The 20,741-nt window shown below is 66.8% G+C and carries 24 protein-coding genes; 7 read left to right on the top strand and 17 right to left on the bottom strand.

All coding sequences use genetic code 11. The features are described from left to right. Window position 1 precedes the first annotated feature (1 nt). From AC1RRR_RS21280 to AC1RRR_RS21270, 3 genes are all read right to left on the bottom strand, one after another. Window positions 2-673 carry an LON peptidase substrate-binding domain-containing protein gene (locus tag AC1RRR_RS21280; protein WP_492815864.1) on the bottom strand — a complete coding sequence of 224 codons (672 nt, stop codon included), beginning with the start codon at window positions 671-673 and terminating at the stop codon, window positions 2-4. A gap of 8 nt (window positions 674-681) precedes the next feature. Then, window positions 682-1,581, bottom strand: coding sequence for a thioredoxin (gene trxA, locus AC1RRR_RS21275; protein ID WP_492815863.1), 900 nt, complete (start codon window positions 1,579-1,581; stop codon window positions 682-684). A gap of 86 nt (window positions 1,582-1,667) precedes the next feature. Continuing rightward, the gene (locus AC1RRR_RS21270; RefSeq protein WP_492815862.1) at window positions 1,668-2,174 is read right to left on the bottom strand and encodes a prolyl-tRNA synthetase associated domain-containing protein; all 507 of its coding nucleotides are present in this window, start codon (window positions 2,172-2,174) and stop codon (window positions 1,668-1,670) included. Between the two features lie 79 nt (window positions 2,175-2,253). Here AC1RRR_RS21270 and AC1RRR_RS21265 point away from each other — a divergent pair, with 79 nt between their 5' ends. The 3 genes from AC1RRR_RS21265 (at window position 2,254) to AC1RRR_RS21255 (ending at window position 4,090) form a co-directional block, all read left to right on the top strand. Further along, window positions 2,254-3,000, top strand: a complete 747-nt coding sequence (locus AC1RRR_RS21265) for a DUF6065 family protein (RefSeq protein ID WP_492815861.1) — start codon at window positions 2,254-2,256, stop codon at window positions 2,998-3,000. A gap of 221 nt (window positions 3,001-3,221) precedes the next feature. After that, window positions 3,222-3,788, top strand: a complete 567-nt coding sequence (locus AC1RRR_RS21260) for a hypothetical protein (protein WP_492815860.1) — start codon at window positions 3,222-3,224, stop codon at window positions 3,786-3,788. A gap of 2 nt (window positions 3,789-3,790) precedes the next feature. Beyond that, complete coding sequence (locus tag AC1RRR_RS21255) at window positions 3,791-4,090, top strand: winged helix-turn-helix domain-containing protein (RefSeq protein ID WP_492815859.1); 300 nt, start codon at window positions 3,791-3,793, stop codon at window positions 4,088-4,090. Window positions 4,091-4,194: 104 nt separating this feature from the next. Here AC1RRR_RS21255 and rhaT read toward each other — a convergent pair whose 3' ends face one another. From rhaT to glmM, 3 genes are all read right to left on the bottom strand, one after another. Then, window positions 4,195-5,262 (bottom strand): L-rhamnose/proton symporter RhaT, encoded by a 1,068-nt coding sequence (gene rhaT, locus AC1RRR_RS21250; protein ID WP_492815858.1) that lies wholly within the window; start codon window positions 5,260-5,262, stop codon window positions 4,195-4,197. Between the two features lie 126 nt (window positions 5,263-5,388). Further along, the gene (locus AC1RRR_RS21245; protein WP_492815857.1) at window positions 5,389-5,772 is read right to left on the bottom strand and encodes a hypothetical protein; all 384 of its coding nucleotides are present in this window, start codon (window positions 5,770-5,772) and stop codon (window positions 5,389-5,391) included. Between the two features lie 4 nt (window positions 5,773-5,776). Further along, the gene (gene glmM, locus AC1RRR_RS21240) at window positions 5,777-7,123 is read right to left on the bottom strand and encodes a phosphoglucosamine mutase (protein WP_492815856.1); all 1,347 of its coding nucleotides are present in this window, start codon (window positions 7,121-7,123) and stop codon (window positions 5,777-5,779) included. A gap of 160 nt (window positions 7,124-7,283) precedes the next feature. Between glmM and glmS the strand changes: the two genes are divergently transcribed. Beyond that, complete coding sequence (glmS, locus tag AC1RRR_RS21235; RefSeq protein ID WP_492815855.1) at window positions 7,284-9,104, top strand: glutamine--fructose-6-phosphate transaminase (isomerizing); 1,821 nt, start codon at window positions 7,284-7,286, stop codon at window positions 9,102-9,104. Window positions 9,105-9,107: 3 nt separating this feature from the next. Here glmS and AC1RRR_RS21230 read toward each other — a convergent pair whose 3' ends face one another. Both AC1RRR_RS21230 and AC1RRR_RS21225 read right to left on the bottom strand, forming a co-directional pair. Next, window positions 9,108-10,496, bottom strand: a complete 1,389-nt coding sequence (locus AC1RRR_RS21230) for an amino acid permease (protein WP_492815854.1) — start codon at window positions 10,494-10,496, stop codon at window positions 9,108-9,110. A gap of 70 nt (window positions 10,497-10,566) precedes the next feature. Continuing rightward, window positions 10,567-11,742, bottom strand: a complete 1,176-nt coding sequence (locus tag AC1RRR_RS21225; protein WP_492815853.1) for a class I SAM-dependent methyltransferase — start codon at window positions 11,740-11,742, stop codon at window positions 10,567-10,569. 63 nt (window positions 11,743-11,805) lie between these two features. On the opposite strand from AC1RRR_RS21225, the gene AC1RRR_RS21220 reads away from it, so the two are divergent. Next, the gene (locus AC1RRR_RS21220) at window positions 11,806-12,321 is read left to right on the top strand and encodes a GNAT family N-acetyltransferase (protein ID WP_492816587.1); all 516 of its coding nucleotides are present in this window, start codon (window positions 11,806-11,808) and stop codon (window positions 12,319-12,321) included. On the opposite strand, the gene AC1RRR_RS21215 is transcribed toward AC1RRR_RS21220, so the two are convergent. From AC1RRR_RS21215 to AC1RRR_RS21205, 3 genes are read right to left on the bottom strand one after another with little or no spacing between them, the layout of a single operon-like run. Further along, a complete protein-coding gene (locus AC1RRR_RS21215) occupies window positions 12,318-12,782 on the bottom strand; it encodes a nuclear transport factor 2 family protein (protein ID WP_492815852.1) in 465 nt (154 codons plus the stop codon). The genes AC1RRR_RS21220 and AC1RRR_RS21215 overlap by 4 nt on opposite strands. 17 nt (window positions 12,783-12,799) lie before the next feature. Beyond that, window positions 12,800-13,435 carry a lysoplasmalogenase family protein gene (locus AC1RRR_RS21210; RefSeq protein WP_492815851.1) on the bottom strand — a complete coding sequence of 212 codons (636 nt, stop codon included), beginning with the start codon at window positions 13,433-13,435 and terminating at the stop codon, window positions 12,800-12,802. Continuing rightward, window positions 13,425-13,835, bottom strand: a complete 411-nt coding sequence (locus AC1RRR_RS21205) for a YkvA family protein (protein ID WP_492815850.1) — start codon at window positions 13,833-13,835, stop codon at window positions 13,425-13,427. Before AC1RRR_RS21205 ends, AC1RRR_RS21210 begins: the two co-directional genes overlap by 11 nt. A gap of 55 nt (window positions 13,836-13,890) precedes the next feature. Between AC1RRR_RS21205 and AC1RRR_RS21200 the strand changes: the two genes are divergently transcribed. Continuing rightward, entirely contained in the window at window positions 13,891-14,673 is a 783-nt protein-coding gene (locus AC1RRR_RS21200) for an SDR family NAD(P)-dependent oxidoreductase (RefSeq protein WP_492815849.1), read from the top strand. Window positions 14,674-14,800: 127 nt separating this feature from the next. Here the strand turns inward: AC1RRR_RS21200 and AC1RRR_RS21195 are convergent, their stop codons facing one another. From AC1RRR_RS21195 to AC1RRR_RS21185, 3 genes are all read right to left on the bottom strand, one after another. After that, on the bottom strand, window positions 14,801-15,394 hold the full coding sequence (locus tag AC1RRR_RS21195; protein WP_492815848.1) for a CC0125/CC1285 family lipoprotein: 594 nt from the start codon (window positions 15,392-15,394) through the stop codon (window positions 14,801-14,803). Window positions 15,395-15,491: 97 nt separating this feature from the next. Further along, window positions 15,492-16,124, bottom strand: a complete 633-nt coding sequence (locus AC1RRR_RS21190; RefSeq protein WP_492815847.1) for a LysE family translocator — start codon at window positions 16,122-16,124, stop codon at window positions 15,492-15,494. 59 nt (window positions 16,125-16,183) lie between these two features. Continuing rightward, the gene (locus AC1RRR_RS21185; protein ID WP_492815846.1) at window positions 16,184-16,591 is read right to left on the bottom strand and encodes an MAPEG family protein; all 408 of its coding nucleotides are present in this window, start codon (window positions 16,589-16,591) and stop codon (window positions 16,184-16,186) included. A gap of 150 nt (window positions 16,592-16,741) precedes the next feature. On the opposite strand from AC1RRR_RS21185, the gene AC1RRR_RS21180 reads away from it, so the two are divergent. Then, on the top strand, window positions 16,742-16,942 hold the full coding sequence (locus AC1RRR_RS21180; RefSeq protein WP_492816585.1) for a KTSC domain-containing protein: 201 nt from the start codon (window positions 16,742-16,744) through the stop codon (window positions 16,940-16,942). A gap of 58 nt (window positions 16,943-17,000) precedes the next feature. Here AC1RRR_RS21180 and AC1RRR_RS21175 read toward each other — a convergent pair whose 3' ends face one another. From AC1RRR_RS21175 to AC1RRR_RS21165, 3 genes are all read right to left on the bottom strand, one after another. Next, window positions 17,001-18,227, bottom strand: coding sequence for an argininosuccinate synthase (locus AC1RRR_RS21175; protein WP_492815845.1), 1,227 nt, complete (start codon window positions 18,225-18,227; stop codon window positions 17,001-17,003). Window positions 18,228-18,297: 70 nt separating this feature from the next. Further along, window positions 18,298-18,660 (bottom strand): hypothetical protein, encoded by a 363-nt coding sequence (locus AC1RRR_RS21170; protein ID WP_492815844.1) that lies wholly within the window; start codon window positions 18,658-18,660, stop codon window positions 18,298-18,300. Window positions 18,661-18,678: 18 nt separating this feature from the next. After that, on the bottom strand, window positions 18,679-20,664 hold the full coding sequence (locus AC1RRR_RS21165) for a potassium transporter Kup (RefSeq protein ID WP_492815843.1): 1,986 nt from the start codon (window positions 20,662-20,664) through the stop codon (window positions 18,679-18,681). Window positions 20,665-20,741 lie beyond the last annotated feature (77 nt).

The following is a 20,741-nucleotide window of genomic DNA, read 5'->3' as shown; positions in this document are numbered from 1 at the left end:
TCTACTGGATCGAATGCGGTTCGTCATCGTCCCCGGCGGCCGCGTCGATCTCCAGGAGCGCCGTCAGGGTCGCCTTGCGTTCGAAGATCGTCTCGGCTTCCAGCAGGGCCTGCTTTTCCAGCGGGTCGAACGGCAGGGCCATGGCCAGGCTGTTGATCAGGGCGTCCGACGGCGCGCTCTCGGCGTCGCCCCAGTCGATGGCCAGGCCCCGGTGATCGAGATAACGCCGCAGGGCCAGCAGCAGGCGGTCGATATCGGCCGCCGTGCGCACGCCGGCGGCGTCCTCGCGCAGGTCGGGCTCGAACGGCGTGAAGTCGGCGCGGACCTGGCGATAGGGCGTGCGCACCGGCAGCTCGTCGCCGGTCCGGAAGCGGCAGACCCCGGTCAGGGTGATCAGATACCGGCCGTCGCTGGTCTCGGCGAAGCTGGTCACGCGGCCCGCGCACCCCACCGGGGCCAGGGCCGGACGCTCGTTGTCGGCGGCCTGGTGCGGCTTGGTCTGGATCATGCCGATGATCCGCTCGCCCGACATGGCGTCGTCCAGCATGTTCAGGTAGCGCGGCTCGAAGATGTTCAGCGGCAGCTGGCCGCCGGGTAGCAGCAGGACCCCGTCCAGCGGGAACACTGGGATCACCAGCGGCAAGTCGGCGAGCTTGCGATAGTTCCCCTGCATGGACGCTCCTAGCTGAAGAGGATGGCCGACAGCTTGCGCCGGCCCTGCTTGGCGGTCTCGGACGTCGGGCCGGCGGCCTCGAACACCGTCAGCAGCTGCTTGCGCGCCGCGTCGTCGTTCCACGTACGGTCGCGGGCGATGATGGTCAGAAGATGGTCGGCGGCATCGTCCAGGCGACCGACGCCGGCCAGGGCCTTGGCCAGCTCGAAGCGGGCCTCGTGGTCGTCGGCGTTGGCGGCCAGGCGCTTCTCGAACTCGGCGGTCTCGGACGGCGCGTCTTCCGCCAGGGCCAGGGCGGCGCGGGCGGCGTCGAGGTCGGGGTCCTTGGCGTCGGCCGGGGCCATGGCCACGACTTCAGCCGCGCCCTCAAGGTCGCCGCCCAGCAGATAGGCGCGGGCCATGCCGCCCAGGGCCTTGATGTTGGTCGGGTCGGTGTTCAGGGCCTGGGCGAAGGCCTGGGCCGCGCCGCCGATGTCGCCGATCTCCAGCGATTCCTTGCCCAGGGCGATCAGGTCGTCGATGGCGCTGGGGCCGGCCGGACCGGTCAGCTTCTCGACGAAGGCCTTGACCTGGCTCTCGGGCAGGGCGCCCTGGAAGGCGTCCACCGGGCGGCCGTCGACGAAGGCGTAGACGGTCGGGATCGACTGCACGCGCAGCTGGCCGGCGAAGCCCGGATTGGCGTCGACGTCGATCTTCACCAGTTTCACCGCGCCCTTGGCGGCGTTGACGACCTTCTCGATCGTCGGGGTCAGGGTGCGGCACGGGCCGCACCAGGTGGCCCAGAAGTCGACGATGACGGGCTGGGTCTTCGAGGCTTCGATGACGTCCGCCATGAAGCTGGCGTCCGTGCCGTCCTTGATGTGCTCGCTTTTAGCAGGGGTCGCGGGCTTTTCGCCGATCAGGGACATCGGGTCTCTCGTGTACTCAAGGCAGGGAACGCGTTAGCCGCCAAGATGGTCCCTGGCGCGCATCTTCGCAACGGCGTGTTCGCCTCTTAGGCGACGACTTCCATGGCTTCGAAGTCGACGATCATCGGCTCGACGCCCAGGGCGCTGAGGAACTTGCGGAAGTCGGCCTGGCTGACCGCCGTGGTGGCGTCGTTGCCCAGCGGGTGGAAGTTGACCGGGTCACTCTCCGCCAACGCCTTGTCGAGCACGAAGCGCAGGCGCTTTTCGCCGTCATTGATCAGGCCGAACGCCGTCACCGAGCCCGGCGTCACGCCCAGGGTCTCGACCATCATCTCCTGCGGACCGAACGACAGCCGGCCCGAGCCGATCACATGGTGCAGCTTCTTCAAATCGATGACCGTCTCGCCCAAGGCCGAGATCAGCCACAGCTGGCCCTTGGCGTCCTTGAGGAACAGGTTCTTGGTGTGGCCGCCGGGCAGGGCCTTCTTGATCTCCAGACCCTCCTCGACGCGGAACACCGGCGGGTGGTCAAGGGTCGAGGCGGCAATGCCGTGGGCCTCGAAAAAGGCGAACAGGTCGGCTCTGGTCTTCATGAGGTCTCTCTAGACGGCCCAACACCCGCAGGGCTAGACCAGAGAACACCTAGGGCAGGAAGAAGAGCAAAGGACCGGCATGGAACTGGAGTGCTATCCCACCGAGAACCGTCCGCCGGAAATCGTGCCCGGCCGCCCGCAGCGGGCCTGGATGGATCATTTCGCCGACCGCCATCCCTATCGCTGCCTGCCGCTGACCATGGCCAACACCACCGGCTGGGACGTTCTGTGTCCGGTCGGCTTCTCGATGAGCTGGGACGGCGGGGCGCACCAGGAGTGCATCAAGTTCCAGCCCGACCATCCGTATCCGGGCTTCACCGACTTCGTGAAGTCGCACTTCACGCGCGGTGTCGTGACCTTCCACACCGGCTATCTGTTCCGCACGCCGCCGGGCTGGTCGCTGATGGCCATGGGTCCGCCCAACCACGTCAAGGACGGCATCCAGCCGTTGGCCGGCGTGATCGAGACCGACTGGCTGCCGTTCCCGTTCACGATGAACTGGATCTTCACCCGCCCCGGCACGGTGCGGTTCGAGAAGGGCGAGACCTTCTGCTTCATCATGCCGATCCAGGACAAGCCGATGGAGGCCTTCCAGCCAGTGATCCGCTCGATGAACTCCAACCCCGACCTGCGCCGCCAGTACGACGTCTGGGCCGAGAAGCGGTCGGAGTTCAACAAGCTGATCTTCAAGCGCGACCCGGAGGCGACCAAGGAGGCCTGGCAGCGGTTCTACTTCAAGGGTGAGTACCCGGAAGAGATCCAGGCCGAGGCGCCGAGCCACCACGTGAACAAGCGGCGGATGAAGTCGCCGAAGGTGGGGGTGTAGTTCGCCGTAGATCCTCCCCCTGTGGGGGAGGCGGCCGAAGGCCGGAGGGGGAAGTAACCGGATAGCCCGCTACTTCCCCCTCCGTCGGCTGCGCCGACACCTCCCCGCGAGGGGGAGGATCTTCCCGTCCAATCCGGTTTGTTCAGAGCACTCTGCTTGACAGAGCATTTCCACTATGACCAACTCTGCGTCACAGAGTTCTCTGACCATGGAGGCTGGTGATGACGAGCGTATCCAAACACGAAGCCGAGGCGGCCCTGTCGCAGATCGACAGCGTGACCCGTCGGGGCATGGCGCTGCGCAGCTACCGCCACGCCGGGCCGATCCTGATGGTGTGGGGCCTGATCTGGGGCCTGGGCTATCTGGGCATGGCCAGGCTAGCGCCGGAATATTGGGGCTGGATGTGGGGCGGGCTGGACGCCGTCGGGGTCATCGGCACGCTGGTGCTGTCGTCCCGGTTCAAGCCGGCCGACGGCGGGGCGCCGAGCCAGGCCTGGCGGACCAGCCTGGGCATGGCTGCGTGCGTGGCTTTCATCCTGGCGATCGTGGCGGTGTTCCCCAAGACCGAGCTCCTGCCCTACATCGCCCTGCCGGGGCTGTTCGTGGGCTTCCTTTATACGGTGATGGGCGTGACGATGGCCGCCTGGCGTTACGCCGTGATCGGGGCGGTGGTGTTCCTGGCCACCCTGCTGGGCTACTACGCCTGGCCCCAATACCTGGCCGAGTGGTTGGCCTTGGTCGGGGGTGGCGGCCTCTTCCTCAGCGGCCTGTGGCTGAGGAGCGCATGACGATGGCCGGGCTCGATGATGTGATCCACCAGCCGCTGCGGCTGAAGATCATGGCCGCCCTGGCGGCCGAGAAGGGCCAGCCGCTGGACTTCCCGCGCCTGAAAACGATCACGGAAGCCACCGACGGTAACCTGGGCAGCCACCTGACGACCCTGGAGAAGGCCGGCTATGTGGCGATCGAGAAGGACTTCGTCGGCAAGCGCCCCCGCACCCAGGCCCGGCTGACCCCGGAAGGCCGCAAAGCCTTCCGGGCGCATGTGGAATATCTGCGGGGGGTGGTGGAGGCGGCGGAAGAGCTCTGAGGAGCCGAAACCTCGCCCTTCGACAGGCTCAGGGTGAGGTTTCTAGTGAACCGCCGCGAAAAGTAGTCCTCATCCTGAGCTTGTCGAAGGACGAGGACGGGCCCTCAGCCCCCGATCATGTTCCCGTAGCCGATGACGATGGTCGCGCCGACCAGCAGGGCCACGCCGGCCCAGACCATGTTGCGCACGGCGGGGCGGGCGTCCTTCCACTCCTTGAAGGCAAAGCCCCACAGGGTGCCGAAAATGATGATCGAGGCCATGTGCAGGGTCCAGCTGGAGAAGCCGAACTTGCCCATCTGGCTTTCGCCCATCGTGTAGAAGAAGAACTGGAAGTACCAGGCGGTGCCGGCCAGGGCGCACAGCAGGTAGTTGACCAGCAGCGGGGCCTTGGCTTCGCCAGTTTCCGCCTCGACCGTCTTGCCCAGCCATTGGCCGGCCGACTTGTTGCGGATGATCAGGCCGGCGCACCAGATACCGTTGGTGATCAGGCCGCCGAACATCACCAGGCACAGGGTCGGCAGGCCGGTCCACAGCGGACCGGCGCCGGCCGCGGCGGCCAGGGCCTTGACCGGTTCGCCGGCGGCCAGGCCGAAGGCGAAGCAGGCCGACATGATCCCCGAGAAGATCGCGACCGCGATGCCCTTCTTGAAGTCGAACTCGGCGACGGCGGCGGCCTTCTGGTCGGGCGACAGGTCGGCGTCCTTCTTGGCGCCGGCCATGGCCACCACGATGATGCCGGCCAGGGTCATCAAGAGGCCCAGCAGGATGATCTTGCCCGAGGTCGAGCCCAGCAGGGTGGCGGCGAAGGTGCCGCGCACCAGCGGCGGGATCAGGGTGCCGAACACGGTGCACAGGCCCAGCACGACGGCCATGCCCAGCGAGAGGCCCAGATAGCGCATGGTCAGGCCGTAGGTCAGGCCGCCGAAACCCCAGAGCACGCCGAACAGCACGCACAGGCCCACGACATCGTGCGGCACCTGGCTCATCACGCCCATCAGGTTGGGGGTCTGCAGCGAAGCGAACAGCCACGGAGCCAGCAGCCAGGAGAAGATGCCCCCGGTCAGCCAGTAGATTTCCCACGACCAGCGCTTCACGCCGCGATACGGAACATAGAAGCTGGCCGAGGCCAGACCGCCCAGCCAGTGGAAGACGACGCCGAGCAGCGGGTTCATGCGCGCGCCTCGTAAGGCGCGGTTTCGGTACGCTGCATGTCTTCCTCCATCACGTGGATCCCGAAATATGGGATGCTTTTCTACATGATGGAGGTTTTTGCGCGGGACGCCAACCCTTGCTGACGTTTAGCCGTCCAGGCCGTTCTCGTCCTCGGCGTCCGGAGGCCAGTACGGCTCGGGTTCAGGCGCTGGGCCACCCAGGGTGACCGAGAAGTCTTCGGCATGGAACGTGATCGCGCCAAAGGCCAGGTTCACGGTATTGACGCCCTTGGTCGGGATCCAGTGAGCGATGTTACCGAAACTGGCGTGGATCGCCAGTTGTTCCGGGTCAGTCGTGGTCGAGAAGGCCCGAACCTTCTCGAAGCGCACGGCGACCAGGATTCGATGATCCCGGACGCCGGGGGGATAGGCGGCCAGCCGGATGGTCAGCGCCCAGGCCGGGAGGTCCAGCTCGATGGCGAGCAGATTGCCGTCGTGGAATGCGGCATAGCCGGTCTCGCCCATGTCCATGGGATCAGACCGCCTTCACCGCGCTGACGATCGACTTCACCACCTTGGTCACCAAGGCCGGATCATCGCCTTCGGCCATGATGCGGATCAAGGGTTCGGTGCCCGAGGCGCGGACGACGATGCGGCCCGAGCCGTTCAGCTGGCTTTCGCCGTCGGCGATGGCTTCCTTGACCGCCTTGGCTTCCAGCGGCTTGCCGCCGGCGAAGCGGACGTTTTCCAGCAGCTGCGGCACGGCTTCGAACTGGCGACCCAGGGCGCTCATCGGCAGGTCGGTCTGGATCATCACCGCCAGCACCTGCAGGGCGGCGATCAGGCCGTCGCCCGTGGTCGAGAAGTCCGACAGGATCAGGTGGCCCGACTGCTCGCCGCCGACATTGAAGCCGCCTTCGCGCATGCGCTGCATGACGTAGCGGTCGCCGACCGAGGTGCGCTCAAGCGACAGGCCCAGGGTGGACAGCTGGCGCTCCAGGCCTAGGTTCGACATGACGGTGGCGACCACGCCGCCGCCCTTCAGGGTCCCGGCCTTGTGCGAGGCTGCGGCGATGATGGCCATGATCTGGTCGCCGTCGACGACCACGCCCTTCTCGTCGCAGATCACCAGGCGGTCGGCGTCGCCGTCGAGAGCGATGCCGATGTCAGCGCGATATTCGCGGACCATCTTGGCCATGGCCTCGGGATGGGTCGAGCCGCACTCGGCGTTGATGTTCGTGCCGTTCGGGGCCACCCCGACCGTGAACACCTCGGCGCCCAGTTCGTAGAGCGCGTCGGGCGCGACCTTGTAGGCCGCGCCATGGGCGCAATCGATGACGATGCGCAGGCCCGACAGGTTCAGGTGGCGCGGGAAGGTCGCCTTGACGATCTCGATGTAGCGGGCCTGCGCGTCGTCGACGCGCTTGACGCGGCCAAGGTCACGCGGGGCGGCGAGGCCTTCCTGCAGGCCCTCGTCCATCAGGGCCTCGATCTTCAGCTCCTGCTCGTCCGACAGCTTGTAGCCGTCGGGGCCGAACAGCTTGATGCCGTTGTCGGCGAAATTGTTGTGCGAGGCCGAGATCATGATGCCGAGGTCGGCGCGCATCGAGCGGGTCATCATCGCCACGGCCGGGGTGGGCAGGGGGCCAAACAGCCGCACATCCATGCCGACGCTGGTCAGGCCGGCCACCAGGGCGGGCTCGATCATGTAGCCCGACAGGCGGGTGTCCTTGCCGATCACCACCAGGTGGCGGCGCTCGTCCTGCGAGCGGAACAGCTTGCCGGCGGCCAGGCCGACGCGCAGGGCGACCTCGGCCGTCATCGGATGCTTGTTGGCCTGGCCCCGGATGCCGTCGGTGCCGAAATAGGCGCGCTTGCTCATGGTCGTCTTCTGGTCTCTTTGAAGCCTTCGTCGGACCGCGAAACGATCCGAAATGCAGATTTACGAGTGAGCGTCTTTAGCCAGTGCTAAAGGCGCCTCAAGCAAGTCTCGCGTCGACAGGCATAATCCTGTCCGTGCGTTCTACAAGGGATCATGGCCCATGTGCGGCATTATCGGCATCGTCGGAAAAGAGCCCGTCGCTGAGCGCCTGATCGAGAGCCTCAAGCGGCTCGAGTATCGGGGCTACGACTCCGCCGGCATCGCCGGTGTGGTCGGCAGCAAGGTCGAGCGCCGTCGCGCCAAGGGCAAGATCAAGGCGCTGGAAGCCGTCGTGACCGAGGAGCCGCTGGTCGCGACGACCGGCATCGGCCACACCCGCTGGGCCACGCACGGCGCGCCCAATGTCCAGAACGCCCACCCGCACACCGCCGGCCGCGTCACCCTGGTCCACAACGGCATCATCGAGAACTTCGCCGAGCTGAAGGCCGAGCTGGCCGCCGCCGGCCGGACGTTCTCGAGCGACACCGATACCGAGGTCATCGCCCACCTGATCGACGCCGAGCTGGCCACGGGCCTGCCGCCGCTGGAGGCCTTCAAGGCCACGCTGGACCGCCTGACCGGCGCCTACGCCCTGGCCGTGCTGATCGAGGGCGAGAATGACCTGATCCTGGGCGCCCGTCGCGGCAGCCCGCTGGTCGTGGGTGAAGGCCAGGGCGAGATGTTCCTGGGCTCGGACGCCCTGGCCGTCGGTCCCTTCACCAACCGCGTCGTCTATCTGGACGAGGGCGACTACGTGGCCCTGGACCACGACAGCTACCGGATCTTCGACGCCACGGGCGCGGCGGTGACCCACCCCGTTCGCGTGGTCCCGACCTCGGCGGTGATGCTGGAGAAGGGCAACTACCGGCACTTCATGGAGAAGGAGATCCATGATCAGCCGGAAGGCTGCCAGCGCACCATCGCGGCCTATGTCGACACCCTGACCTCGCGCGCCTCGGTGCCGGGCGACATCGACTTCGCCAAGCTGGAACGCATCCAGATCGTCGCCTGCGGCACCTCGTTCATCGCCGGCATGGTCGGCAAGTACCTGATCGAGCAGCTGGCCGACCTGCCGGTCGATGTCGAGATCGCCTCGGAGTTCCGCTATCGCCAGCCGGCCCTGCGGCCGGGCTCGCTGGTCGTGGCCATGTCGCAGTCGGGCGAGACCGCCGACACCCTGGCGGCCCTGCGCTACTGCAAGGCCAAGGGCATGAAGAGCGCGGTGGTGGTCAACGCCCAGGAATCGACCATGGCCCGCGAGGTCGACGTGGTCTGGCCGATCCATTGCGGTCCCGAGATCGGCGTCGCCTCGACCAAGGCCTTCACCGCCCAGGTCAGCGTGATGATCGCCCTGGCCATCGCCGCCGCCAAGGCGCGTGGCACGATCGACGCGGCCGAGGAGCAGCGCCTCGTGAAGGTGCTGCTGGAAGCCCCGCGCCTGATCGCCGAGGCCATCGGCCTGGAAGACGCCATCAAGGATATCGCCGCCGACGTCGCCAAGGCGCGGGACGTCCTCTATCTCGGCCGTGGCCCGATGTCGGCCCTGGCCCTGGAAGGCGCGCTGAAGCTGAAGGAGATCAGCTACATCCACGCCGAGGGCTATGCCGCCGGCGAGCTGAAGCACGGTCCGATCGCGCTCGTGGACGACCAGACCCCGATCGTCATCCTGGCCCCGCACGACAGCTATTTCGAGAAGTCGGCCTCGAACATGAGCGAGGTCATGGCCCGCGGCGGCCAGGTGATCTTCATCACCGACACCGAAGGCGTGAAGCACGCGCCCGCCGGCGCCAAGGTGGTCGTCACGGCGCCGGCGTCGGACCCCCTGGTCTCGACCCTGGTGATGTCGGCCCCGATTCAGCTCCTGGCCTACCACGTCGCCGTGGTGAAGGGCGCGGACGTGGATCAGCCGCGCAACCTCGCCAAGTCGGTGACGGTGGAATAGCGCCTAGGCGTTCAGCCGCGAGTGCTTGCGCGAATACCCGAAGTAGATCGCGCAAGCCGCCGCCACCCACACCGCGAACAGCAGCCAGGTGTCCAGCGGCAGGCCGATGATCAGGTAGCCGCAGAAGGCCACGCTGAGCGCCGGCAGGACCGGGTATAGCGGGACCTTGTAGCCGCGCGGCAGGTCCGGCTGGGTGCGGCGCAGGATGATGACGCCCAGCGAGACGATGGCGAAGGCGATCAAGGTGCCCATGCTGGTCAGGTTGACCAGCACGTCCAGCGGCACGAACGCCGCCAGCACCGCGATGAAGGCGGCCACGATATAGGTGTTCAGGTCCGGGCTGTGGGTCTTGGGATCCAGGCGCTGGAACACCTTGGGCAGCAGCCCGTCGCGGCTCATGGCGTAGAGGATCCGCGTCTGGCCGTACATGACCACCAGGGTGATCGAGAAGATCGACACGATCGCCCCGACGCACAGGATCAGCGAGGTCCAGGCCTGGCCCGTCAGGTTGCGCAGGATCACCGCCAGCCCCGCTTCCTGGCCCTTGAACGCGGTCCAGGGCTGGGCGCCGACGGCGGCCAGGGCGACCAGGATATAGACCGCCGTGACGATCAGCAGGCTCAGCACGATGCCCAGCGGCAGGGTCTTACGCGGATCCTTTACCTCCTCGCCGGCCGTCGAGACCGCGTCGATGCCGATATACGAGAAGAAGATCGACGAGGCCGCCGCGCCCACGCCCGCCACGCCCATCGGCATGAACGGCGTCAGGTTGCCGGCGTGGAAGCCGCTGAAGGCCACCATCACGAAGAACAGCAGGACGAGCAGCTTCAGCACCACCAGCACGGCGTTGATCGCCGCCGACTCCTTCACGCCCCGCAGCAGCAGGATCATGCAGGCCCCGACCAGCACCACGGCCGGCACGTTGACGATGCCGCCGGCCCCGGGGGCTTTCGCGATCGCGTCGGGCATCTTCCAGCCGACCAGGTCGACCAGCATCTCGTTCAGATACTGCCCCCAGCCCACGGCGATGGCGCTGGCCGAGACGGCGTATTCCAGCAGCAGGCACGCCCCGACCAGGAACGCGACGAACTCGCCCAGGGTCGCGTAGGCGTAGGAGTACGAAGACCCCGACACCGGGATGGTCGAGGCCAGCTCGGCGTAGCACAGCGCCGTCAGGGCGGCCGTGATGCCGGCCAGCACGAAGGACAGGATCACCGCCGGCCCCGCCGCCGGCACGGCCGTGGTCAGGGCCACGAAGATGCCGGTGCCGATCGTCGCGCCCACGCCCAGCATGGTCAGCTGGAACAGGCCGATCGAGCGGTGCAGGTTCTCGGGCGGATGTTCGCCCTCGACATTGGCGACGGGCTTGCGGCGCAGGAGGTCGGCCAGCATGGCGCTTCCTTCAGGAGATCAGGCGGCGCCTATGAACGGCCCCGCCGTCTCCGTCAATCTTTGGAGCGTTTTAGGCGCGCAGCAGATAATCCCGCGTCAGCGGCACGGCGTCCCGCTTCTTGGCCAGCTGGATCTGGAAGACCATGTGGCCGCCGTGGCGGAAGCCCAGCTCGGCGCCGGCCAGGTAGAACTCCCACATCCGCCGGAACCGCGCGTCGAACATCGTCGGGATGTCCGGATCGGCCATGAACCGCTCGCGCCAGATGCGGCAGGTCTCGGCATAGTGCAGGCGCAGGATCTCGACGTCGGTGATCCACAGGCCCGCCTGCTCGATGGCGGTGACGATCTCCGACAGGCCGGGGATGTAGCCGCCCGGGAAGATGTATTTCTGGGTGAAGGCGTTGGTCGCGCCCGGTCCGTGCATCTTGCCGATCGAGTGGACCAGGGCCACGCCGTCCTCGTCCAAGAGCTTGGCGATAGTCTCGAAATAGGTCCGGAAGTTCGGCGCGCCGACGTGTTCCAGCATGCCGACCGAGACGATGCGGTCGAACTTTTCATCGAGGTCGCGATAGTCGGTCAGGCGGAAGTCGGTCTTGTCGGCCAGGCCCGCCTTGGCAGCGCGCTCCTTGGCCAGGGCCAGCTGCTCGGTCGACAGGGTCACGCCCGTCATCTGGGCCCCGAAATCCTTGGCCAGGGTCATGGACAGCCCGCCCCAGCCCGAGCCGATGTCCAGGGTCTTCATGCCCGGCTCAATGAGCAGCTTGCGGCCGATCAGGGCCTTCTTGGCTTCCTGGGCCTCTTCCAGCGTCATGTCCGCACGCTCGAAATAGGCGCAGGAGTACTGCATGTCGGTGTCGAGGAACCGGCGGTACAGGTCGTTGGACAGGTCGTAATGGTGCGAGACGTTCCGGCGCGAGGCCACCCGGTCGTTGACCTGCTGGATCCGCCGCTTCAGCGCCTTGCGAAACCGCGTGAAGGCCGAGCCGCGCTTGGGCTTTCGCCCGCCACTCTCGCCGACGATGGTCAACAGCTGGTCGATCGTGCCCTGTTCGAAGACGATGTCGCCTTCCATATAGCCTTCGCCGAGGCCCAGGCTGGGATTGGCCAGGCGGCGCAGGCCCCGGCCGTTGATCCGGATCGCCACGGGCGGCCCCGTGCCGTCTCCCGCCTTGATGACCCGGCCTCCCGGCAGATGCGCCGTGAAGTCGCCGGTCTTGATCATTTTGCTGAGCAGGGCTTCGATCATCCGACCAACTTAAGCACTGGTTCGTCCGCGACAACCTGTCGCACACGGAGGAAATTCATGTCGATGCTGGATCTGGTCGTCAGCCGCGCCGGCGCCGACGAGGCGCACATCGTCGGCAACCTCATGCAGCTCTACATCCACGACTTCTCGGAGCTGTGGTTCGACCGCGAAGTCGAGGGCGAGCTGGGGCCGGACGGGCTCTATTCCGGTTATCCCGGGCTGGAGACCTACTGGAGCGACCCGGTCCGCGAAGCCTGGCTGTTCCGGATCAAGGGCCTGCCGGTCGGTTTCGCCCTGGTCAATGACGTCGCCCATTCCCGCAGCCCCATCGACCGGGCGGTGGCCGAGTTCTTTGTCGTTCGCAAGCACCGCCGGCGCGGGGTGGGGATCGCGGCCGCCCACGCCCTGTTCGGCACGGCCTGGGGTGTGTGGGAGGCGGCGGTGGTCCGCCGCAACGCCGGCGCCCTGGCCTTCTGGCGCCAGGCGGCGGCCAGTTATCCGGGCGTGCGCGACATCGTCGAGGAGGACCACGACGACGCGCTGTGGAACGGAGCGGTGCTGCGGTTCCGGGTGGGCTAGAGCTTGCGCAGCTCGGGGCAGGCGTCGGGTTCGGCCGTCCAGCTGATGCTGGCGATCTTCCAGGCGCCGTCCTGCTTGGCGAAGGTGAAAACGTCGATGCCGCAGTGCAGGGTCTTGCCGTCGCGCGAGACCTCATAGGGCGCGGTCAGGGTGGCCAGGCCGCCGCGGCGGATGATCACCGGCGACCAGATCCATTCCTTGACGCCCGGATCCAGGCGCTTGCCGTAGCTGTCCTCGAAGGCGACGCGGCCCAGCTTGAACTGACCGCCGGGCAGGCTTCGCACGCCCATGAACGGCGCGCCGGGCAGGAACAGGGGCTTGAGGGCCTCGGGATCGGCGGCGGACAGACCGTCGAGGAAGGCCTGGGTCACGGCCATGACGGCCTTGTCCTCGGGATCGGCTTGCGGCGGCGGAGCGGCAGCGGCGGCCTGGACAAGCGCGGCGATCACGAGGGCGAGCATGGCGGTCTCCGAAAGGTCTAGCTGAGCATGCCCCAGCAGATGGCCGCCTGTCCGCCCCAATAGAAGAACCAGACGGCCCAGGCGGTCAGGCGCGCGGAATTGAGCAGCTTGGCGCCCTTGAAGAGATCAAAGGACAGGATGGCGTCCGAGGCCATGAAGGCGAAGGCGCCGATCGTGGTCGCGATCGCGCGTTCCGGCAGCAGCAGGCTCGAGACGACCATGCCGACGATGGCCAGCACATAGGCGATCACCGGGATCTTCAGCTTGCCCAGGCTGCTCCACAGCAGGCGCAGCATCAGGCCGGCGGCGGCGCCGACCCCGATCGCGCCGACCCAGAACAGGGCGGGCGGTGTGCTCTCATGCTCCAGGAAAAGCGGGATGTAGACGAGGTGTCCGACAAGGAAGGCGCCCAGGCCGAACGGCAGCCAGCGCTTGGGATCCCCGGCCAGGAAGGCGTCGCCCAGGGCGCAGAAGGCCAGGGCGACGGCCAGCAGCACTGAGCCGCCGTCCAGATAGGCCAGCACCGCCAAGGCCGCGACGGCGCTGGTCTTGACGGTCGTTCGTAGAAAAGACGGGGGCTGATGAACAAAGATCAGGCCATAGGCGAGGGCGCTGCCGGCGGCGATCGCCCACAGCAGGGCCTCAGGCGTCATGGGACAGTTTCTGCAGGAAGGCCTGGGCGGCCTCCTTGTGGCGCGGCTTGATGGTCTTGCCCAGGATCGCCACCAGGGCCGCGAACACCGCGGCATCGTCGGTGAAGCCGATGGCCGGCAGGATGTCGGGGATCGCGTCGGTGGGCAGGACGAAATAGGCCAGGGCCGCGAAGATCATGCCCTTGGCCGCCGTCGGGGTCTCGGGATCGCGGGCGGCCCACCAGACCGACAGGGCGTCGGCGGCGAACGGCACCTTGGCGGCGACCTTGCGGATCTTGGGCATGAAGCCCTCGCGCACCTTCTCCTCGTTGACGCGCACGGTCACGGGCGAGAGGGCCTTCTTGGGATCCAGCACCTCGTTGACGTTTACGTCGGGGGACGGTTTGGCGTCGCGGCTCATCGGTTTAAACCCTCACTCAACAGCGATCCTAAACGCAAAGCCTAGGGAAACGTCCATGAAACTCGACAACACCGTCGCCGCCGTCGTCACCGGGGGCGCTTCGGGCCTCGGCGAAGCCACCGCCCGCGCCCTGGCCGCCCAAGGCGTCAAGGTCGCCATCTTCGACTTCAACGAAGAGAAGGGCGAAGCGGTCGCCAAGGAGATCGGCGGCGTGTTCTGCAAGGTCAACGTCACCAGCGACGCCGATGTCGACGCCGGCTTCGAGAAGGCCCGCGCCGCCCACGGCCAGGAGCGGATCCTGGTCAACTGCGCCGGCACCGGCAACGCCGCCAAGACCGCCAGCCGCGACAAGGCCACCGGCGAGACCAAGCACTTCCCGCTCGACGCCTTCGACCGCATCATCCAGATCAACCTGGTCGGCACGTTCCGCTGCATCGCCAAGTCGGCCAAGGGCATGCTGGACCTGGAGCCGCTGGAAGACGGCGAGCGCGGCGCGATCGTCAACACCGCCAGCGTCGCGGCCGAGGACGGCCAGATGGGCCAGGCGGCCTATTCGGCCTCGAAGGGCGGCGTCGTGGGCATGACCCTGCCGATCGCTCGCGACCTGATGAGCGAGGGCATCCGCGTCAACACCATCCTGCCGGGCATCTTCAACACCCCGCTGATGAACAATGCGCCCGAAGCGGTGAAGGCGGGCCTGGCGGCCTCGGTGCCGTTCCCCAAGCGCCTGGGCAATCCGGAAGAGTACGCCCAGCTGGCGATCACCATGATCACCTGCGGCTACTTCAACGGCGAGGATGTGCGCCTGGATGGCGGCATCCGCATGGCGCCGCGGTAGGCAAAGAAAAGCCCTCCCCCTTGATGGGGGAGGGTTGGGTGGAGGTGAGATAGGGCGATGCAGGCGGAACCGCCGCATCACCCCCATCCCCGACCCTTCCCCCATCGAGGGGGAAGGGCGCTTTTCGTTACTTGCCCGGAACTGGCCGCTGGATGGTGCTGGCCAGGTTGCTCATGATCTCGCGGGCGTCGTAGGCGCGCGGGTCGCCTTCCGGCTTCTTGCCCTTGTGCAGCAGGATCTCGGCGCCGGCCTCGAAACGCTCCACCGTGCGGATCTGGGCGCGGTCGGCGAAGAAGGGGTCACCCCAGAACGGGTCCCAGGTGCGCCAGCCATAGCCGCCGCCGAAATAGCGCCAGGACGGGCGCCAGTAGCCGTACGGATAGCCATAGCCGAAGCCCGGACGCGCGAACGGATCGGGCTCGACGTACGAGCGGGCCGTGCGGTCGGTGCGGTGGTCGGCCGTCTCGAACCAGTCGTAGCCTTGCTGCACGGTCAGCTCGGCCGATCGATAGAGCAGGTAACGCTCGACGGTCTCGCGCGAGGTCAGGCTGTTGCCGGCGAAGCTGATCCGATAGCGGTCGCTTTCCAGCCGCTGTTCGGAGAAGCCGCCGGTGGTCGAGCCGGACGTGACGCGCGGTTGATAGGGCGTAGGCGTCGCGCAAGCCGCTAAGGTCGCGGCGAGAGCCAACGACGCGGCGATGGCGACCTTCTTCATGGACATGACTTGCTCCTTCAAGCGGAGTCCTCGGTGTTTAGGACAACTCTGGCTGGGCTTTGTGGTTTCGCCAAGGCGCCGTTTGATACAGCGCCGCAACCAATCATCCTCGGGACATAATAAGTACGGCGGCCGTGATCAGAAGGACGCCTACCAGGATTGAAAAAATTCGACGAAAACCTGGCTCGTTCATCCGGGTCGACAGCGCCGCCCCGCCCAGGCCGTAGGACGACATGCTGATCAGGTCCATGCCGATGGTGGCGCAGGCGAACATGATCAGCTGCGGGACCAGCGGCCGCTTGATGTCCAGGAACGGCGGCAGCACGCCCGAGAAGAACAGCAGGATCTTCGGATTGGCGATCTGGACCATGAAGCCGTCGAAGAAGGCCGACCGTCCGGCCCGCACGGTGGCCGAGGCGTGGCTCTCGACGTTCTTGTAGCCCGCCCATAGCGACTTCAGGCCGAGCCACACCAGATAGGCCGCGCCCGCCAGGGCCAGGATGTGGAACGCCTTCGGAAAGGCCAGGATCAGCGCGCCCAGGCCCAGCGCCGAGCAGCCGAACCACACCAGGGTGGCGGTGTTCATGCCCACCACGCTGATCAAGGCCGCGCCCTTGCCGCGCTCCATGCCGGTGGCGATGGCGAACAGGTTGGCCGGGCCCGGCGTGATGGCCATGACGAACATGGCGACCAGGAAGGCGCCATAGCGGGCGGGATCGACGGGCAGGTGGTCCATGGCGCGGATATAGGCCTCCGCGCCCCTCTCGGCAAAGCTTGGGTCCGTCCAAGGTCAAGCTAGTTGCCGATGACCATCAGGATCCAGATCGCCCGTCCCAGGGCGCCGAAGAACAGCACCGCCGTGGCCAGGGCCTGGATGATGAAGCCCAGCTCGCGCTTCTTCGGGTCGGCGGCGTAGCCCACGGCGTAGATGATCCGGCCCAGCATCCAGACCACCCCCAAGGCGGCGGCGACCAGGTCGTTCCAGTAGATGGCGAACAGCCACAGCGAGGGCAGATAGATGACCAGCCACTCGACGGTGTTGGCCTGGACCCGCAGGTGGCGCTCCAGCTCCGGATGGCCGCTCATGGCCGGGGCCTCGATGCCCGACCGCCGGCGCGCCCCGGGGATCCGCAGGATCATCCAGAGATAGACCAGCAGCGACAGCAGGGTGACGATCGCCACGAGCGCGTGGGACTGATGCATTTTCGGTGTTCCTCCCGGCGGCTCTGATGGCCGCCCCCGAAGGGGAGCCTAGACGGCTGGCGCGGCCGCGCAACCTTCGCCTTGGGAACTCCCTGCCCGCTGAATCGCTCCTAGGACTGAACGATCCCCCGCGCGAAAGGCTCGATGGCCATGCATGTGGAATCCACGGCGATCCGAGAGATCGACTACGCCCCCGAACACGGCAAGCTGTTCGTCACCTTCCAGGACGGTGACGAGTACGTTTATGTCGGCGTCCCCGAACGCGTGAGCAGGGCGTTTTTCCGCGCCCCGTCCAAGGGCCGGTTTTTCCAGCGAATGATCCGCGACCGGTATCCGTACAACAGGGTCTGAAACGAAAAACGCCCCGACCGACGGCCGGGGCGTTCTCGTAGTCCAAGGCTTTTGAGGCCTAGCCGCGCTTGTCGCGCTTGGCCAGGACGCGCAGGCGCAGGGCGTTCAGCTTGATGAAGCCGCCGGCGTCGCGGTGGTCGTAGGCGACCTTGCCTTCTTCGAAGGTCACCAGGTCCTGGTCGTACAGGCTGTAGGGGCTCTCGCGGCCGATGACCGTGACATTGCCCTTGTACAGCTTCACGCGGACGCGGCCGGTGACCTTCTGCTGGCTGTAGTCGATGGCCGCCTGCAGCATCTCGCGTTCCGGCGTGAACCAGAAGCCGTTGTACACCAGCGTGGCGTACTTCGGCATCAGCTCGTCCTTCAGGTGCATGGCGCCGCGGTCCAGCGTGATGCTCTCGATGCCGCGGTGGGCGGCCAGCAGGATGGTGCCGCCCGGGGTCTCGTAGACGCCGCGCGACTTCATGCCGACGAAGCGGTTCTCGACCAGGTCCAGGCGACCGACGCCGTTGTCGCGGCCCAGCTCGTTGAGCTTGGTCAGCAGGGTCGCGGGGCTCATCGCCACGCCGTCGATGGCGACCGGGTCGCCCTTTTCGAAGTCGATGGTGATGATCGTCGGGGCGTCCGGCGCGTTTTCCGGCGCGATGGTGCGCATGTGGACGAACTCGGGGGCCTCGACCGCCGGGTCTTCCAGGACCTTACCTTCCGACGAGGAGTGCAGCAGGTTGGCGTCGACGCTGAACGGGGCTTCGCCGCGCTTGTCCTTGGTGATCTGGATCTGGTGCTTCTCGGCGAAGTCCAGCAGAGCCTCGCGGGACTTGAAGTCCCACTCGCGCCACGGGGCGATCACGGTGATGTCGGGCTCCAGGCCATAGTAGCCGAGCTCGAAACGCACCTGGTCGTTGCCCTTGCCGGTCGCGCCGTGGCTGACGGCGTCGGCGCCCATCTTGCGGGCGATCTCGATCTGCTTCTTGGCGATCAGCGGACGCGCGATCGAGGTGCCCAGCAGGTACTGGCCTTCGTACACCGTGTTGGCGCGGAACATCGGGAACACGAAGTCGCGGACGAACTCTTCGCGCACGTCCTCGATGAAGATGTTCTCGGGCTTGACGCCGGCGGCCAGCGCCTTGGCGCGCGCCGGTTCGATCTCTTCGCCCTGGCCCAGGTCGGCCGTGAAGGTGATGACTTCAGCGCCGTACTCGGTCTGCAGCCACTTCAGGATGATCGAGGTGTCGAGACCGCCCGAATAGGCGAGCACGACCTTCTTCACGGACTTGTCGGCCATGAGGGGTCCTTCCGGAGAGAAACACAAAGTCGCGCGCCTTCAACGGCGAAAGACGGCGCGGGTCAAGAGCTTAAAGCTGACCTTCGTCCTGCAACGTCTTGATGACGAAGCGCAGGTGGAACAGCTGGCTCAGACCCAGGCTGGCGGCGAGGGTGGCGCGGACCAGGAAGATGATCAGCGCCTGGGTCGGATCGTCGGTGAAGGTGGCCTGGGTGGCCGTGAACGACAGCAGCACGATGATCGACAGGATCGGAATGCTGAGCAGGCCCACGGCCTTGGGCGCGCGCACGGTCGGCGTGCCGTCGCGGCCCCACAGCATGGGGACCAGGGCGTCCTTGGGGATCCGCTTCCAGGCGCCTTGGGCGGTGGCGGCGATGATGGCCAGGGCGGCGATCGACAGACCGTCGCCCAGCACGCGCAGGGTCGTTTCCATAAGCGGGGAGTGTACTCGCTAAACCGTGACTTGGGCGCCCAGCTCGACCACACGGCCGGGTGGAATCTTGAAGAAGTCCGTCGGATTGGCCGCGTTCTTCATCAGGTAGATGAACAGGCGGTCCTGCCACAGCGGCATGCCCGAATTGGCCGACGGCACGATCGAACGGCGGCCCAGGAAGAAGCTGGTGGCCATGATGTCGAACTTCAGCCCTTGCTTGCGGCAGACCGCCAGCGCCTTGGGGATGTTGGGGCTTTCCATGAAGCCGTAGTTGACGATGACCTTCTTGAAGTCGTCGTTGACCTTCTCGATCTTGACCCGGTCTTCCTCGTTGACGCGTGGCGTCTCGGTGGTGCGGACCGTCAGGATGACGTTGCGCTCGTGCAGCACCTTGTTGTGCTTGAGATTGTGCATGAGGGCGACCGGGGTCATCTCGGGATCCGAGGTCAGGAAGATCGCCGTGCCGGGCGCGCGGTGCGGGGCGCGGGCGCGAAGGATCTCCATCAGGTCGACCAGGGGCACGCTGTCGCGGCGGGTCTTGGCGGTCAGGATCCCGGCCCCGCGGGTCCAGGTCCACATGATCAGCACCAGCACCGCGCCGAACACCAGCGGCAGCCAGGCGCCGTCCGGGATCTTCAGCATGTTCGAGGCGATGAACACCAGGTCCAGCGCCACCAGCGGGATCAGCAGCAGGCCCGTCTGCCACAGGGTCCACTTCCACACGCGGCGGATGACGACATAGGCCAGCAGGGTGTCGACGAACATCGCGCCGGTGACGGCGATGCCATAGGCCGAAGCCAGCTTGTGCGAGCTCTGGAACATGAACAGCAGCACCAGCACGCCGATCAGCAGGAACTGATTGACGGCCGGCACGAAGATCTGGCCGGCTTGCGTCTCGGACGTGCGCTTGATCTCGATGCGGGGCAGCAGGCCCAGCTGCACGGCCTGCTGGGTCATCGAGAAGGCGCCGGTGATCACCGCCTGGCTGGCGATGACGGTGGCGACGGTGGCCATCAGCAGCACGGGCCAATAGGCGAAGCCCGGGACCATCTCCCAGAACGGGTTGCGGCCGGCGGCCGGGTTATCCAGCACCATCGCGCCCTGGCCCAGATAGTTCAGGGCCAGGCACGGGAAGACCAGGCACAGCCACGAGGCCTGGATCGGACGCTTCCCGAAGTGGCCCATGTCGGCATACAGCGCCTCGGCCCCGGTCACGACCAGGAACACGCTGCCCAGGATGACGAAGCCGATGAAGCCGTTCTCGAACAGGAAGCGGATGCCGTACCAGGGATTGAACGCGCGGAAGATTGACGGGTCGTCGGTCAGGTGGAACGCGCCCAGGGCGCCCAGGATCAGAAACCAGACCGCCGTGAACGGCCCGAACAGCGCCGCCATCTTGTGGGTGCCGCGCGACTGGACCGCGAACAGCAGGATCAGGATGCCGGCCGAGATCGGCACGATATAGGGCGTCAGGCTATGGCCCAGGCCGGGCGCGTCCTTCAGGCCCTCCACCGCCGACAGCACCGAAATGGCCGGGGTGATGATGCCGTCGCCATAGAACAGCGCCGCACCGACCACGCCGAGGAAAAAGATCGCCATCGAGCGCTTGCGACCGGTCTTGCCCAGCGCCTTCTGGGCCAGGGCCATCAGGGCCAGGGTGCCGCCCTCGCCCTTGTTGTCGGCGCGCATGAAGAAGATGACGTACTTGATCGTCACGAACAGCGTCATGGTCCACAGGACCAGCGACACCACGCCCAGCACCGCGTGCTCGGTCGAGGCCGACGAGCGGGCGTGGCTCAGCGCTTCGCGCAGGGCGTACAGCGGGCTGGTGCCGATATCGCCGAACACGACGCCGATCGACCCAAGGGCCAGGGCAAAGAAGCCGTGTCCCTTGGGTCCATGACCATTGCCATGCCCATTTTGGGAGCCGTTTTCCTGTTGCGGAATGTCGGTAGAGGCGGGCGCGCAATCGGTGCCGGTCGCGCTTGAGGCTTCGGAAGCCATTCAATCCCTCCGGGCCGCCCTCGCAAAATGCTGTCGGCCGACCCATATCGATCAAGCGCGGCGCGATACACCCAATC

Source organism: Caulobacter sp. GW821-FHT12D05 (assembly GCF_058807295.1).
This window is presented reverse-complemented; position numbering and strand designations above follow the sequence as displayed.